Source organism: Salmonella sp. 2020_1459 (assembly GCF_043847915.1).
Taxonomy (GTDB): domain Bacteria; phylum Pseudomonadota; class Gammaproteobacteria; order Enterobacterales; family Enterobacteriaceae; genus Salmonella; species Salmonella enterica.
In genome coordinates this window covers 282,791-296,568 of sequence record NZ_JBCMFA010000002.1, presented here as the reverse complement: position 1 = coordinate 296,568, position 13,778 = coordinate 282,791, and the positions used below count along the sequence as shown (strand labels likewise).

The window sequence follows — 13,778 nt, the reverse complement described above, 5'->3', positions numbered from 1 at the left end:
TTGCTTTATTTTTAAGAATATACGACGCTTGTCCGTTTAAAATGAAACCGGCAGGTTTCGAAGCTCTAACAGTCTTCCATGCAGTATTTTTATATAGTCTCCCGCTTTTAGTTCTGAAAGTACCTGCATGATACGGCTGCGTGAAAGCCCGGTTCTCTGTTGTATGAAGTTCTGTGCGTTGATCTCAAATCGTGAGCTTTCAGGATACGACCACAGTTCAAGTAACAGCGCTTTTATCTGGCTATAGGCGTCCTGCCCGATAAGGTTTCTGTCACGGTTAGTCATGAAAGCAATGCGGTACATCAGGATGTTCGAAATGTCACGCCAGAGATGCTTTTCATCGGCTATTTCCACAAAATCTTTTACTGGGACAGGATAATATTCACAGGTGGTTTCGGCGATAAAAAAGACGTCTGAATTCTCTTCTAACTGGTATAAGTCAGCATAGGCATCTACAAGGCCTAAAATCATTGGTGAGACACCGCAGCCCATTACAATGCTGTCGATACGCCGACATACTTTAATAGCGCCTTTAGTGATTAACAGGATGTGGGATTGATTATCAATCTTGATATCCAGTGTTTTACCGGCCGTAATAGTGACAGGGGAGATGTTTTGAATAACGTGCCGATGAATATTTAAAATGGCTTGCAGGTTTTTTTCTTTCCCTGTGGGACGATACACATTCCCGCCGTTTAACTGCTTCATATCTTCCCCATTATTATGGCTGATAAAGTGGTTGACTATTAAAAGGTAAACATAAATTTAATATTCACTTAAAATTATAATTAAGTAAATTAAAATAGCCAACAAGAATATTTAAGTCAATGTATTCACCTTATCAATGCATGAGCGACAACGCTGTTTGTAAGGTTAACCATAGTAAATGTGATGATTTTATTTGCAATCATTTTATGACAGCTATCATAGGTACCGTGCTTAACGAGCGCGTAGAGCGTACAGGATAGCGAAGCGATGAACATCGCTGTTGTAGGATACGAATGAGAGAAAAGTACAAAATGCAGGCAGGCGGCGTTTTACTGAGCGAAATCGCCGCCTGCCGGAACTCCTCCCGGCGGGAGCCATAAGCGGTTAGCGGTACTGGACGATCAGGCTTTGAATCTCCGGATGATCTTTTAACGACACGTGCCGTACCGTGGCGATTCCATTCATCAACGAAATAGCGTTTCCAGACGGTGTGGCGACTGTCTGTAAATGGGGGATATTATTCCGCAAACATGATACCTCGATATTGCGATCGTGAGGCGCAAGATTACAACCATATTCGACAATCTGGCCTTTGAAATGAATAACGCCTGCGGAGACCGGCGCGGTAGCAGCCAGCGCGGCTGGTGAAGCTGACATCGCTGCACAAAACAGGTAGCAGCATAATGGTGATTTTTTCATCCTTTGAAACCTCACGTCCTGTGAGCATCCCCTTATTTTTTGGGGACTAACAAATCCCGTGTATTACTCTTTAATGTAAATACACAAACTACCTTAACTTTCGCAAGCTGAGATAAACAGCGCTATACGACAATTTTTATGTAAAAGAGTACGTCATAACGGCAGGTCAGGAGGGAAAGCGAGGCCGCTTAGCGGAAGGGGGACATAAGAAACAGCCAGTAAGAATAACTTACCGGCTGTTTTTACGGTTTGGCGCCTGGGCCGAATTAATCCTGCAGGTCGCCGCAGAAGCGATAACCTTCGCCGTGAATGGTGGCGATGATTTCCGGCGTATCCGGCGTGGATTCGAAATGCTTACGAATACGACGAATGGTAACGTCAACAGTACGGTCATGCGGCTTCAGCTCACGCCCGGTCATTTTCTTCAACAGCTCTGCGCGTGACTGAATTTTGCCAGGGTTTTCGCAGAAGTGAAGCATCGCGCGGAACTCGCTGCGCGGTAGTTTATACTGCTCGCCGTCCGGGCCGATCAGTGAACGACTGTTGATATCCAGTTCCCAACCGTTGAACTTGTAGCTTTCAACGCTACGACGCTCTTCGCTGACGGTACCCAGGTTCATGGTACGGGACAGCAGGTTGCGGGCACGGATGGTCAATTCGCGTGGGTTAAACGGTTTGGTGATGTAATCATCCGCGCCGATTTCGAGGCCGAGAATTTTGTCGACTTCGTTATCGCGGCCCGTCAGGAACATCAGCGCAACGTTAGCCTGTTCACGCAGTTCACGCGCTAACAGGAGACCGTTTTTCCCTGGCAGATTGATATCCATGATCACCAGGTTGATGTCATATTCAGAGAGGATCTGATGCATTTCCGCGCCATCTGTCGCTTCGAATACATCATAGCCTTCCGCTTCGAAAATACTTTTCAACGTGTTGCGTGTTACCAACTCGTCTTCAACGATAAGAATGTGCGGGGTCTGCATGTTTGCTACCTAAATTGCCAACTAAATCGAAACAGGAAGTACAAAAGTCCCTGACCTGCCTGATGCATGTCGCAAATTAACATGATCGGCGTAACATGACTAAAGTACGTAATTGCGTTCTTGATGCACTTTCCATCAACGTCAACAACATCATTAGCTTGGTCGTGGGTACTTTCCCTCTGGACCCGACAGTGTCAAAAACGGCTGTCATCCTAACCATTTTAACAGCAACATAACAGGCTAAGACGTACCGGACACCTAATAAAACTACGCTTCGTTGACATATATCAAGTTCAATTGTAGCACGTTAACAGTTTGATGAAATCATCGTAGCTAAATGCTAGCTTTCATCACAAATTTGCAATATTCCAACTAGTTACGTAAGCCAACTAATAAATGTGATGAATCCAAAGAACAGGATCTATTTTAAATTAAATTATCCTAAATAAACAGTAGGATAACGATGTTCTGTTAACATAAACAGCAATAGTACAGATACGCAATAGTGTAGCGTCTTTTACGAAATCAAAAATGCTTTTTCAGTGATATCAGTTAAAATTTTGTAAATTTGCGAAGCGTAATATGCTTACAAACGCCAGCTAATTTCCTGTAAATTAGTCAAAAAGAGTAATGAAATGCGTGTAACAATCGTTCTTGTCGCTCCCGCCAGAGCGGAAAATATCGGCGCAGCCGCCCGGGCTATGAAGACCATGGGATTTACTGACCTGCGTATTGTCGACAGCCAGGCGCACCTGGAGCCCGCCACCCGTTGGGTCGCACATGGATCTGGAGATATTATTGATAATATTGAGGTTTTCCACACCCTTGCTGACGCGCTCCACGATGTGGATTTTACCGTCGCGACGACAGCCCGCAGCCGGGCAAAATTTCATTACTACGCTTCGCCCGCTGAACTGGTTCCCTTATTACAGGAAAAATCACGCTGGATGCGTCATGCCGCGCTGGTTTTTGGCCGTGAGGATTCCGGTCTGACCAATGACGAGCTGGCGCTGGCGGATGTATTGACCGGCGTGCCGATGGCGGCGGATTACCCTTCGCTCAATCTGGGTCAGGCGGTCATGGTGTATTGCTATCAATTAGCAGGTTTAATGCAACAGACCACAGAATCCGTTGATATTGCTGATGAATCGCAGTTACAGGCGTTACGCGCGCGCCTTTTACGCCTGCTAACGACTCTGGAGGCGGCCGATGACCACAAATTAACCGACTGGCTACAACAGCGAATCGGCCTGCTGGGACAGCGAGATACGGTAATGTTGCACCGTTTGGTCCATGATATTGAAAAAAAACTAACAAAATAACGTGCTGTAATTTTTAAAATAATAAGAGATTACGTCTGGTTGCAAGAGATCATGACAGGGGGAATTGGTTGAAAATAAATATATCGCCAGCAGCACATGAACAAGTTTCGGAATGTGATCAATTTAAAAATTTATTGACTTAGGCGGGCAGATACTTTAACCAATATAGGAATACAAGACAGACAAATAAAAATGACAGAGTACACAACATCCATGAACCGCATCAGCACCACCACCATTACCACCATCACCATTACCACAGGTAACGGTGCGGGCTGACGCGTACAGGAAACACAGAAAAAAGCCCGCACCTGAACAGTGCGGGCTTTTTTTTCGACCAGAGATCACGAGGTAACAACCATGCGAGTGTTGAAGTTCGGCGGTACATCAGTGGCAAATGCAGAACGTTTTCTGCGTGTTGCCGATATTCTGGAAAGCAATGCCAGGCAAGGGCAGGTAGCGACCGTACTTTCCGCCCCCGCGAAAATTACCAACCATCTGGTGGCGATGATTGAAAAAACTATCGGCGGCCAGGATGCTTTGCCGAATATCAGCGATGCCGAACGTATTTTTTCTGACCTGCTCGCAGGACTTGCCAGCGCGCAGCCGGGATTCCCGCTTGCACGGTTGAAAATGGTTGTCGAACAAGAATTTGCTCAGATCAAACATGTTTTGCATGGTATCAGCCTGCTGGGTCAGTGCCCGGACAGCATCAACGCCGCGCTGATTTGCCGTGGCGAAAAAATGTCGATCGCGATTATGGCGGGACTTCTGGAGGCGCGTGGGCATCGCGTCACGGTGATCGATCCGGTAGAAAAATTGCTGGCGGTGGGCCATTACCTTGAATCTACCGTCGATATCGCGGAATCGACTCGCCGTATCGCCGCCAGCCAGATCCCGGCCGATCACATGATCCTGATGGCGGGCTTTACCGCCGGTAATGAAAAGGGTGAACTGGTGGTGCTGGGGCGTAATGGCTCTGACTACTCTGCCGCCGTGCTGGCCGCCTGTTTACGCGCTGACTGCTGTGAAATCTGGACTGACGTCGATGGCGTGTATACCTGTGACCCGCGCCAGGTGCCGGACGCCAGACTGCTGAAATCGATGTCCTACCAGGAAGCGATGGAACTCTCTTACTTCGGCGCCAAAGTCCTTCACCCTCGCACCATAACGCCTATCGCCCAGTTCCAGATCCCCTGTCTGATTAAAAATACCGGTAATCCGCAGGCGCCAGGAACGCTGATCGGCGCGTCCAGCGACGATGATAACCTGCCGGTTAAAGGGATCTCTAACCTTAATAACATGGCGATGTTTAGCGTCTCCGGCCCTGGAATGAAAGGGATGATTGGGATGGCGGCGCGTGTTTTCGCCGCCATGTCTCGCGCCGGGATCTCGGTGGTGCTCATTACCCAGTCCTCCTCTGAGTACAGCATCAGCTTCTGTGTGCCGCAGAGTGACTGCGCGCGTGCCCGCCGTGCGATGCAGGATGAGTTCTATCTGGAGCTGAAAGAGGGGCTGCTGGAGCCGCTGGCGGTTACTGAGCGGTTGGCGATTATCTCTGTTGTCGGCGACGGTATGCGCACGCTACGCGGCATTTCAGCGAAATTCTTCGCCGCGCTGGCGCGGGCCAATATCAATATCGTGGCGATCGCTCAGGGATCTTCTGAGCGTTCCATTTCTGTGGTGGTGAATAACGACGATGCCACCACCGGCGTGCGGGTAACGCACCAGATGCTGTTCAATACCGATCAGGTGATTGAAGTGTTTGTCATTGGCGTCGGCGGCGTCGGCGGCGCGCTACTGGAACAGCTTAAACGTCAGCAAACCTGGCTGAAGAACAAGCACATCGATCTGCGCGTGTGCGGCGTGGCGAACTCAAAGGCGTTGCTAACCAATGTGCATGGCCTGAATCTGGACAACTGGCAGGCGGAACTGGCGCAAGCGAACGCGCCGTTCAATCTGGGACGCTTAATTCGCCTGGTGAAAGAATATCATCTACTCAATCCGGTGATTGTTGATTGTACCTCCAGTCAGGCGGTGGCCGACCAATATGCCGACTTCCTGCGTGAAGGGTTCCATGTGGTGACGCCGAACAAGAAAGCGAACACCTCGTCGATGGACTACTACCATCAGCTACGTTTCGCCGCCGCGCAATCACGGCGCAAATTCTTGTATGACACCAACGTCGGCGCCGGTTTGCCGGTAATCGAAAACCTGCAAAACCTGCTGAATGCCGGTGATGAACTGCAAAAATTTTCCGGCATTCTTTCCGGGTCGCTCTCTTTTATTTTCGGTAAACTGGAAGAGGGGATGAGTCTCTCACAGGCGACCGCGCTGGCGCGCGAGATGGGCTATACCGAACCCGATCCGCGCGACGATCTTTCCGGTATGGATGTGGCGCGGAAACTGTTGATCCTTGCCCGCGAGACGGGTCGCGAGCTGGAGCTTTCCGATATTGTGATTGAACCGGTGTTGCCGAACGAGTTTGACGCCTCCGGCGATGTGACCGCCTTTATGGCGCATCTGCCGCAGCTTGACGACGCGTTTGCCGCCCGTGTGGCGAAAGCTCGTGATGAAGGTAAGGTATTGCGCTATGTGGGCAATATCGAAGAGGATGGCGTGTGCCGCGTGAAGATTGCCGAAGTTGATGGTAACGATCCGCTCTTCAAAGTGAAAAATGGTGAAAACGCGCTGGCGTTCTACAGCCACTATTATCAGCCCTTGCCGTTGGTGCTGCGCGGCTACGGCGCAGGCAATGATGTGACGGCGGCGGGCGTGTTTGCCGATCTGTTACGGACCCTCTCATGGAAGTTAGGAGTTTAACATGGTGAAAGTGTATGCCCCGGCTTCCAGCGCGAACATGAGCGTCGGTTTCGACGTGTTGGGCGCGGCCGTCACACCCGTTGACGGCACGTTGCTGGGCGATGTGGTATCCGTTGAAGCAGCGGACCATTTCCGTCTGCATAACCTGGGGCGATTTGCCGATAAACTGCCGCCGGAGCCGCGTGAAAATATTGTTTATCAGTGCTGGGAACGTTTTTGCCAGGCATTGGGGAAAACCATCCCGGTGGCGATGACGCTGGAAAAAAATATGCCGATTGGTTCCGGGTTAGGGTCCAGCGCCTGTTCCGTCGTCGCCGCGCTGGTCGCGATGAATGAGCACTGCGGCAAACCGTTAAACGACACGCGTCTGTTGGCGCTGATGGGCGAGCTGGAAGGCCGTATCTCCGGCAGCATCCATTACGATAACGTCGCGCCGTGCTTTCTTGGCGGTATGCAGTTGATGATTGAAGAAAACGGCATTATTAGTCAGCAGGTGCCGGGCTTTGATGAGTGGCTATGGGTACTGGCTTATCCGGGCATTAAAGTTTCTACCGCAGAAGCACGGGCCATTTTGCCTGCGCAGTATCGCCGTCAGGATTGCATTGTGCATGGACGGCATCTGGCCGGTTTTATTCACGCCTGTTACTCGCGGCAGCCGCAGCTTGCCGCCGCGCTGATGAAAGATGTTATTGCCGAACCATACCGCGCGCGTTTACTGCCGGGCTTTAGCCAGGCGCGACAGGCGGTGTCGGAGATCGGCGCGCTGGCGAGCGGGATTTCCGGGTCGGGGCCGACGCTGTTTGCGCTATGCGATAAACCGGAGACGGCGCAGCGCGTCGCGGACTGGCTGAGCAAACATTATCTGCAAAATCAGGAAGGCTTCGTTCATATTTGCCGGCTGGATACGGCGGGCGCACGAGTAGTGGGATAATCAATGAAACTCTATAATCTGAAAGACCATAATGAGCAGGTCAGCTTTGCGCAGGCCGTCACGCAAGGACTGGGCAAACAGCAGGGACTTTTTTTTCCGCACGAACTGCCGGAGTTTAGCCTGACGGAAATTGATGAGATGCTCAACCAGGACTTTGTCAGCCGTAGCGCAAAGATTCTCTCGGCATTTATTGGCGATGAAATACCGCAGCAAATTCTGGAAGAGCGCGTCCGCGCGGCGTTTGCGTTCCCGGCGCCGGTAGCGCAGGTAGAAAGCGATGTCGGCTGCCTGGAGCTGTTCCATGGTCCGACGCTGGCCTTTAAAGACTTCGGCGGGCGTTTTATGGCGCAAATGCTGACGCATATCAGCGGCGACAAACTGGTGACGATTCTGACCGCAACGTCAGGCGATACCGGCGCGGCGGTGGCTCATGCGTTCTATGGCCTGGAAAATGTGCGGGTCGTCATTCTCTACCCGCGCGGTAAAATCAGTCCGTTGCAGGAAAAACTGTTCTGTACGCTGGGCGGCAACATTGAAACCGTGGCGATCGACGGCGATTTCGACGCTTGCCAGGCGCTGGTGAAACAGGCATTTGATGACGAAGAACTGAAAACGGCGCTGGGGCTGAATTCGGCTAATTCGATTAATATCAGTCGCCTGTTGGCGCAAATTTGCTACTACTTTGAAGCCGTGGCGCAACTGCCGCAGGGGGCGCGTAACCAACTGGTGATCTCCGTCCCCAGCGGCAACTTTGGCGATTTGACGGCAGGGCTGCTGGCGAAGTCGTTAGGCCTACCGGTGAAACGTTTTATCGCCGCCACCAACGTCAACGACACGGTGCCGCGTTTTCTGCATGACGGAAAGTGGGCGCCGAAAGCGACGCAGGCGACCCTGTCGAATGCGATGGATGTCAGCCAGCCGAATAACTGGCCGCGGGTGGAGGAGCTATTCCGCCGTAAAATCTGGCGTCTGACTGAGCTGGGCTATGCGGCGGTGGATGATTCTACGACACAACAGACGATGCGCGAGCTGAAAGCGAAAGGTTATATCTCGGAACCTCATGCGGCGGTAGCGTATCGGGCATTACGCGACCAGTTAAACCCTGGCGAGTATGGCTTGTTTCTCGGAACGGCGCATCCGGCGAAGTTTAAAGAAAGCGTGGAGTCCATTCTGGGAGAAACGCTGGCATTGCCTGAAGCGCTCGCCGAACGCGCCGATCTGCCGCTGCTTTCACATCATCTGCCTGCGGATTTTGCCGCCCTGCGTAAGCTGATGATGACCCGCCAGTAACCATTGCGCCCGGTGGCGCTGTCGCTTACCGGGCCTATGGGGTGGTGTCGATTTGTAGGCCGGATAAGGCGTAACCGCCATCCGGCGATGCCGTTACTGCTCGTAGCGTTTAAAGACCAGCTCGTCTTGTGTGGAGGTTTCTTCATCAAAGAAATACCCTTCACGGTCAAACGCGGTAAGCTGTTCCGGCTTCGTTAAGCGGTTTTCAATAATAAAACGGCTCATCAGTCCGCGCGCTTTTTTGGCGTAGAAGCTTACCACCTTAAACTTGCCGTTTTTCTCATCAAGGAACACGGGCTTAATCAGTTCGGCATTCAGTTTCTTCGGCTTCACCGATTTAAAATATTCCTCGGAGGCCAGATTCACCACCACCCGATCGCCCTGCGCCTCAAGCGCTTCGTTGAGCTTATCGGTAATGATATCGCCCCAGAATTGATAAAGATCTTTGCCGCGCGGATTCTCCAGGCGAATCCCCATCTCCAGACGATAAGGCTGCATTAAATCCAGCGGGCGCAATACGCCATACAAGCCAGAGAGCATACGCAGATGTTGTTGAGCAAAATCAAAATCCGCGTCGTTGAACGTTTCCGCCTGTAGGCCAGTATAAACATCGCCTTTGAACGCCAGAATCGCCTGGCGTGCATTATCCGGCGTAAAATGAGGCTGCCAGTCATGAAAACGCGTGGCGTTGAGATCCGCCAGTTTGTCGCTAATTCCCATCAGCCTGGAAATTTGCGGCGCCGAAAGCTGGCGGGCCTGTTGAATAAGCTGCTGGCTGTGATCCAACAGCTCCGGCTGGGTATAGCGGGTCGTGGCCAGCGGGCTTTGATAATCAAGCGTTTTTGCAGGTGAAATCAGAATCAGCATATCCAGTCCTTGCAGGGAATTTTCTGCGACTTTAGCAAAAAAACGCCGCAGAGTTGACCGATGGTTGCGATTGTCGGCTTAATCGCGCGATGTCGCATCCCAGGTATCTGGCGCCAGTTGTGGTTCGATATCCGGGAAGCGCCGCGGATCGAACTGCGGTCTTACGCCCAGTTTCCGTTGTCGCAGATAATCGCCGGCAAGGGTATACACCACCGGTGAGAGCAACAAAATCGCCGTCAGATTGGTAATGGCCATACAGGCCATGATCATGTCAGCGAGCTGCCATATCAGCGGAAAACTGATGAGCGTACCGGCGATGACCATGCCAAGCGTCGCAAGGCGTAATAGCCAGATGGCCTTTGCGTTATGTAACCGCAGAAAAAACAGATTGTTCTCGGCGTAAATATAGTTGGCGACGATAGAACTGAACGCGAACAGAATGACGATAAGCGCGACAAAACTGGCGCCCCATTCACCGGTCAACGAAACCATTGCATGTTGGAGAAGCTGAATGCCTTCTGTTGACGAGTGGGACGCGTGATTCCCCGCCAGCAGGATAATCATCGCGCTGGCGGTACAGATGATAATGGTGTCGCTGAATACGCCAATCATTTGCACAATCCCCTGCGCGACAGGGTGAGGGGGATACGACGTTGCCGCTGCGGCCGCATTAGGCGTTGACCCCATTCCCGCTTCATTAGAGAACATCCCACGCTGAAAACCGCTGGTAATAGCCTGAGTGAGCGTATATCCGGCTGCGCCTGCCGCGGCTTCCTGCCAGCCAAATGCGCTTTTGACTATCGAGGCGATAACGCCAGGCATTTGCTCAATATGCCAGAGGCAAATGAACACGCTGCCGGCGACCCACAATAACGCGATGAGGGGAATCAGCCATTGCATCAGGCGGGCGACGCCTTTTATGCCGCGAATGATAATTAACAGGGCACAGAACGCCAGAGCAATGCCGGAGATAAGCGGCGGAATGTTGAAGGCGAAATGGAGCGCGCGTGAGACGGCATTCGCCTGCACGCTATTAAAAATCAACCCGTAGGCGACGAGCAGAAAGAGGGCGAAAACCACGCCCATCCAGCGCATTCCCAGCCCACGCGCCATATACCACGCCGGGCCGCCGCGGAACTGGCCTGTCGGGTCACGTTCTTTATAAAGCTGGGCAAGCGAACACTCGGCGAAGGAGGTCGCCATGCCAATGATGGCCGAGACCCACATCCAGAATACCGCGCCGGGACCGCCTGCGGCGATAGCCAGCGCCACGCCGGCCAGATTACCGCTGCCAATCCGCGCCGCGAGGCTGGTACACAGCGCCTGAAATGACGTCAGGCCGCCTGGCTGCGGGCTAAGGCTGCCTTTCAGACTGCGGCTAAATTGGCGAATATAACGAAATTGAATGAATCCGGTACGCCAGGTAAACCAACATCCTGCGCCGAGCAGCAGGTAAATCATTACCGAGCCCCAGAGTATTTCGTTAATAAAACTGAAAAACTCAGGCATTAACGTCCCTCTTGTTGATGCCGTCACGCTTTGATGATCCTGTATAAGCGTGACCCATGATGTAGATGACCTTGTCAGACTAATATTAACGGCAGTTTACCATAAATACGGCGGTATCCTTTAATTGCGCATCAACCGTCGGCAGATACGCAAACAGTGCACAAGGGCAGCCAGGTGCATGTAGGCGGTTGCGCTGTGAGTGCGTCGTGTTATCATCAGGGTAGACCGGTTACATCCCCTAACAAGCTGTTTAAAGAGAAACTCTATCATGACGGACAAATTGACCTCCCTTCGTCAGTTCACCACCGTAGTGGCTGATACCGGAGATATCGCGGCAATGAAGCTGTACCAGCCGCAGGATGCTACAACTAACCCTTCTCTCATTCTTAACGCAGCGCAAATCCCGGAATATCGTAAGCTGATTGACGATGCTGTCGCCTGGGCGAAACAGCAGAGCAGCGACCGCGCGCAGCAGGTTGTTGACGCGACCGATAAGCTGGCGGTGAATATTGGCCTGGAAATCCTGAAGCTGGTGCCGGGGCGTATTTCTACCGAAGTTGACGCGCGTCTGTCTTATGACACTGAAGCGTCTATCGCCAAAGCAAAACGTATCATTAAACTCTACAATGATGCGGGTATCAGCAACGATCGTATCCTGATCAAGCTGGCGTCCACCTGGCAGGGCATTCGCGCAGCCGAACAGCTGGAAAAAGAAGGCATCAACTGTAACCTGACGCTGCTGTTCTCCTTCGCGCAGGCGCGTGCGTGCGCCGAAGCGGGCGTCTACCTGATCTCGCCGTTCGTAGGTCGTATTCTTGACTGGTATAAAGCCAATACCGACAAGAAAGACTATGCGCCAGCTGAAGATCCGGGCGTGGTTTCCGTAACGGAAATCTACGAGTACTACAAACAGCATGGTTACGAAACCGTCGTTATGGGCGCAAGCTTCCGTAACGTAGGCGAAATTCTGGAGCTGGCGGGCTGCGACCGTCTGACTATCGCACCGGCATTGCTGAAAGAACTGGCGGAAAGCGAAGGGGCGATTGAGCGTAAGCTCTCTTTCTCCGGCGAAGTCAAAGCGCGCCCGGAACGCATTACCGAAGCCGAGTTCCTGTGGCAGCATCACCAGGACCCCATGGCGGTTGACAAACTGGCGGATGGTATCCGTAAGTTTGCGGTAGACCAGGAAAAACTGGAAAAAATGATCGGCGATCTGCTGTAATCATTAACGCGTGGCCCTGATATGGGTCACGCTACCTCTTCTGAAACCTGTCTGTCCTTCCTTTCGCAGTGTATCATTCTGTTTAACGAGACTGTTTAAACGGAATAATCATGAATACTTTACGCATTGGCCTGGTTTCCATTTCTGACCGTGCTTCCAGCGGCGTTTACCAGGATAAAGGTATCCCGGCCCTTGAAGAGTGGCTGGCATCTGCCCTTACCACCCCTTTTGAGCTGCAAACGCGACTGATCCCGGATGAACAGGCGATCATCGAACAGACCTTATGTGAACTGGTTGATGAGATGAGCTGTCATCTGGTGCTGACCACTGGCGGTACCGGTCCGGCACGTCGCGACGTCACGCCGGACGCGACCCTTGCCATCGCCGACCGTGAAATGCCTGGTTTTGGCGAACAGATGCGCCAGATCAGCCTGCGCTTTGTGCCGACCGCCATTCTTTCCCGCCAGGTGGGCGTTATCCGTAAACAGGCGTTAATTCTTAATCTGCCTGGACAGCCAAAATCGATCAAAGAAACGCTGGAAGGCGTAAAAGCGGACGATGGCAGCGTTAGCGTGCCGGGCATTTTTGCGAGCGTGCCGTATTGCATACAGCTGCTTGACGGGCCGTATGTCGAAACCGCGCCGGAAGTGGTTGCCGCTTTCCGCCCAAAGAGCGCCAGACGTGAGAATATGTCGTCCTGACCGGGAGATACTGATAATAGGGTTATTCCTCCCGGTGCGGGAGGAATAAAAGAGATTTAGTGCGCCTCGCCGATTGGCAGAATAGTGCGGCCAAATTGCTCGTTTAGCACTTCACCCATCGCCAGATAAATAGCGCTGGCGCCGCAAACCAGACCAACCCAGCCTGCGATATGGATAGTTGCTTCGTTACCGGTGATATTGCCGACCGCCAGCAGAGCGAACAGTACGGTCAGGCTCAGGAAAACAAATTGCAGCGCGCGGGCGGCTTTCAGCGTACCGAAGAACATAAACAGCGTGAACACGCCCCACAGACCTAAATAAGCGCCGAGTAGCTGAGCGTCAGGCGCATCCGTCAGGCCCATTTTCGGCATCAGCAGGATAGCGACCAGCGTCAGCCAGAACGAACCGTAAGAGGTAAAGGCCGTTAAACCAAAGGTATTGCCTTTTTTGTACTCCAGCAGACCGGCAAAAATTTGCGCGATACCGCCGTAGAAAATCCCCATCGCCAGAATAATACCGTCCAGGGCGAAAAAACCGGCATTGTGCAGGTTAAGCAGAATGGTGGTCATGCCGAAGCCCATCAGGCCCAGCGGTGCCGGATTAGCCAACTTAGTGTTGCCCATAATTCCTCAAAATCATCATAATTGAATGGTGAAATAGTTTCCCAGAATAACGAGTTCCGTATTCGGGGCGCGGCATAATAATCAGGGGGAAGAGGACTGT

14 protein-coding genes and 1 other annotated feature are annotated in these 13,778 nt (G+C 52.1%); of the genes, 8 read left to right on the top strand and 6 right to left on the bottom strand.

The window, feature by feature from the left end; translation table 11 throughout:
• Positions 1–36: 36 nt before the first annotated feature.
• The 3 genes from ACH0VJ_RS06330 to arcA all read right to left on the bottom strand — a co-directional run bounded on the left by ACH0VJ_RS06330 (position 37) and on the right by arcA (position 2,390).
• The gene (locus tag ACH0VJ_RS06330) at positions 37–708 is read right to left on the bottom strand and encodes a winged helix-turn-helix transcriptional regulator (protein ID WP_000811635.1); all 672 of its coding nucleotides are present in this window, start codon (positions 706–708) and stop codon (positions 37–39) included.
• A 384-nt stretch (positions 709–1,092) separates the two neighbouring features.
• Positions 1,093–1,407, bottom strand: coding sequence for a hypothetical protein (locus ACH0VJ_RS06325; protein WP_000749514.1), 315 nt, complete (start codon positions 1,405–1,407; stop codon positions 1,093–1,095).
• Positions 1,408–1,673: 266 nt separating this feature from the next.
• Entirely contained in the window at positions 1,674–2,390 is a 717-nt protein-coding gene (gene arcA / locus ACH0VJ_RS06320; RefSeq protein ID WP_001194359.1) for a two-component system response regulator ArcA, read from the bottom strand.
• 95 nt (positions 2,391–2,485) lie between these two features.
• On the opposite strand from arcA, the gene yjjY reads away from it, so the two are divergent.
• From yjjY to thrC, 6 genes are all read left to right on the top strand, one after another.
• Positions 2,486–2,626 (top strand): protein YjjY, encoded by a 141-nt coding sequence (gene yjjY, locus ACH0VJ_RS06315; RefSeq protein WP_001541509.1) that lies wholly within the window; start codon positions 2,486–2,488, stop codon positions 2,624–2,626.
• A gap of 399 nt (positions 2,627–3,025) precedes the next feature.
• Positions 3,026–3,712, top strand: a complete 687-nt coding sequence (locus ACH0VJ_RS06310; RefSeq protein ID WP_001266769.1) for a tRNA/rRNA methyltransferase — start codon at positions 3,026–3,028, stop codon at positions 3,710–3,712.
• Positions 3,713–3,925: 213 nt separating this feature from the next.
• Positions 3,926–3,991 (top strand): thr operon leader peptide, encoded by a 66-nt coding sequence (gene thrL, locus ACH0VJ_RS06305; protein WP_001575544.1) that lies wholly within the window; start codon positions 3,926–3,928, stop codon positions 3,989–3,991.
• Positions 3,927–4,047 (top strand) — a sequence feature (Thr leader region). Its footprint overlaps the gene before it by 65 nt.
• 25 nt (positions 4,048–4,072) lie before the next feature.
• The gene (gene thrA / locus ACH0VJ_RS06300) at positions 4,073–6,535 is read left to right on the top strand and encodes a bifunctional aspartate kinase/homoserine dehydrogenase I (protein ID WP_001264681.1); all 2,463 of its coding nucleotides are present in this window, start codon (positions 4,073–4,075) and stop codon (positions 6,533–6,535) included.
• A 1-nt stretch (position 6,536) separates the two neighbouring features.
• On the top strand, positions 6,537–7,466 hold the full coding sequence (gene thrB, locus ACH0VJ_RS06295; RefSeq protein ID WP_000241688.1) for a homoserine kinase: 930 nt from the start codon (positions 6,537–6,539) through the stop codon (positions 7,464–7,466).
• 3 nt (positions 7,467–7,469) lie between these two features.
• Positions 7,470–8,756 carry a threonine synthase gene (thrC, locus tag ACH0VJ_RS06290; protein WP_000781107.1) on the top strand — a complete coding sequence of 429 codons (1,287 nt, stop codon included), beginning with the start codon at positions 7,470–7,472 and terminating at the stop codon, positions 8,754–8,756.
• 93 nt (positions 8,757–8,849) lie between these two features.
• Here thrC and yaaA read toward each other — a convergent pair whose 3' ends face one another.
• Both yaaA and ACH0VJ_RS06280 read right to left on the bottom strand, forming a co-directional pair.
• Entirely contained in the window at positions 8,850–9,623 is a 774-nt protein-coding gene (gene yaaA, locus ACH0VJ_RS06285) for a peroxide stress protein YaaA (protein ID WP_000906175.1), read from the bottom strand.
• Positions 9,624–9,701: 78 nt separating this feature from the next.
• Positions 9,702–11,132, bottom strand: coding sequence for a sodium:alanine symporter family protein (locus ACH0VJ_RS06280; protein ID WP_001113817.1), 1,431 nt, complete (start codon positions 11,130–11,132; stop codon positions 9,702–9,704).
• 268 nt (positions 11,133–11,400) lie between these two features.
• Between ACH0VJ_RS06280 and tal the strand changes: the two genes are divergently transcribed.
• Both tal and mog read left to right on the top strand, forming a co-directional pair.
• The gene (gene tal / locus ACH0VJ_RS06275; protein WP_000130175.1) at positions 11,401–12,354 is read left to right on the top strand and encodes a transaldolase; all 954 of its coding nucleotides are present in this window, start codon (positions 11,401–11,403) and stop codon (positions 12,352–12,354) included.
• Positions 12,355–12,464: 110 nt separating this feature from the next.
• Positions 12,465–13,055 (top strand): molybdopterin adenylyltransferase, encoded by a 591-nt coding sequence (gene mog / locus ACH0VJ_RS06270; protein WP_001094677.1) that lies wholly within the window; start codon positions 12,465–12,467, stop codon positions 13,053–13,055.
• A 56-nt stretch (positions 13,056–13,111) separates the two neighbouring features.
• Here the strand turns inward: mog and satP are convergent, their stop codons facing one another.
• The gene (gene satP, locus ACH0VJ_RS06265; RefSeq protein ID WP_000528527.1) at positions 13,112–13,678 is read right to left on the bottom strand and encodes an acetate uptake transporter; all 567 of its coding nucleotides are present in this window, start codon (positions 13,676–13,678) and stop codon (positions 13,112–13,114) included.
• Between the last annotated feature and the right edge of the window lie 100 nt (positions 13,679–13,778).

Bases quoted from the DNA above. Each gene is read 5' to 3' on its own strand.
- thrB (WP_000241688.1), top strand. From the start codon at position 6,537: ATGGTGAAAGTGTATGCCCCGGCTTCCAGCGCGAACATGAGCGTCGGT.
- ACH0VJ_RS06330 (WP_000811635.1), bottom strand. From the start codon at position 708: ATGAAGCAGTTAAACGGCGGGAATGTGTATCGTCCCACAGGGAAAGAA.
- ACH0VJ_RS06325 (WP_000749514.1), bottom strand. From the start codon at position 1,407: ATGAAAAAATCACCATTATGCTGCTACCTGTTTTGTGCAGCGATGTCA.
- mog (WP_001094677.1), top strand. From the start codon at position 12,465: ATGAATACTTTACGCATTGGCCTGGTTTCCATTTCTGACCGTGCTTCC.
- yjjY (WP_001541509.1), top strand. From the start codon at position 2,486: ATGACTAAAGTACGTAATTGCGTTCTTGATGCACTTTCCATCAACGTC.
- arcA (WP_001194359.1), bottom strand. From the start codon at position 2,390: ATGCAGACCCCGCACATTCTTATCGTTGAAGACGAGTTGGTAACACGC.
- thrA (WP_001264681.1), top strand. From the start codon at position 4,073: ATGCGAGTGTTGAAGTTCGGCGGTACATCAGTGGCAAATGCAGAACGT.
- yaaA (WP_000906175.1), bottom strand. From the start codon at position 9,623: ATGCTGATTCTGATTTCACCTGCAAAAACGCTTGATTATCAAAGCCCG.
- satP (WP_000528527.1), bottom strand. From the start codon at position 13,678: ATGGGCAACACTAAGTTGGCTAATCCGGCACCGCTGGGCCTGATGGGC.
- ACH0VJ_RS06310 (WP_001266769.1), top strand. From the start codon at position 3,026: ATGCGTGTAACAATCGTTCTTGTCGCTCCCGCCAGAGCGGAAAATATC.
- ACH0VJ_RS06280 (WP_001113817.1), bottom strand. From the start codon at position 11,132: ATGCCTGAGTTTTTCAGTTTTATTAACGAAATACTCTGGGGCTCGGTA.
- tal (WP_000130175.1), top strand. From the start codon at position 11,401: ATGACGGACAAATTGACCTCCCTTCGTCAGTTCACCACCGTAGTGGCT.
- thrC (WP_000781107.1), top strand. From the start codon at position 7,470: ATGAAACTCTATAATCTGAAAGACCATAATGAGCAGGTCAGCTTTGCG.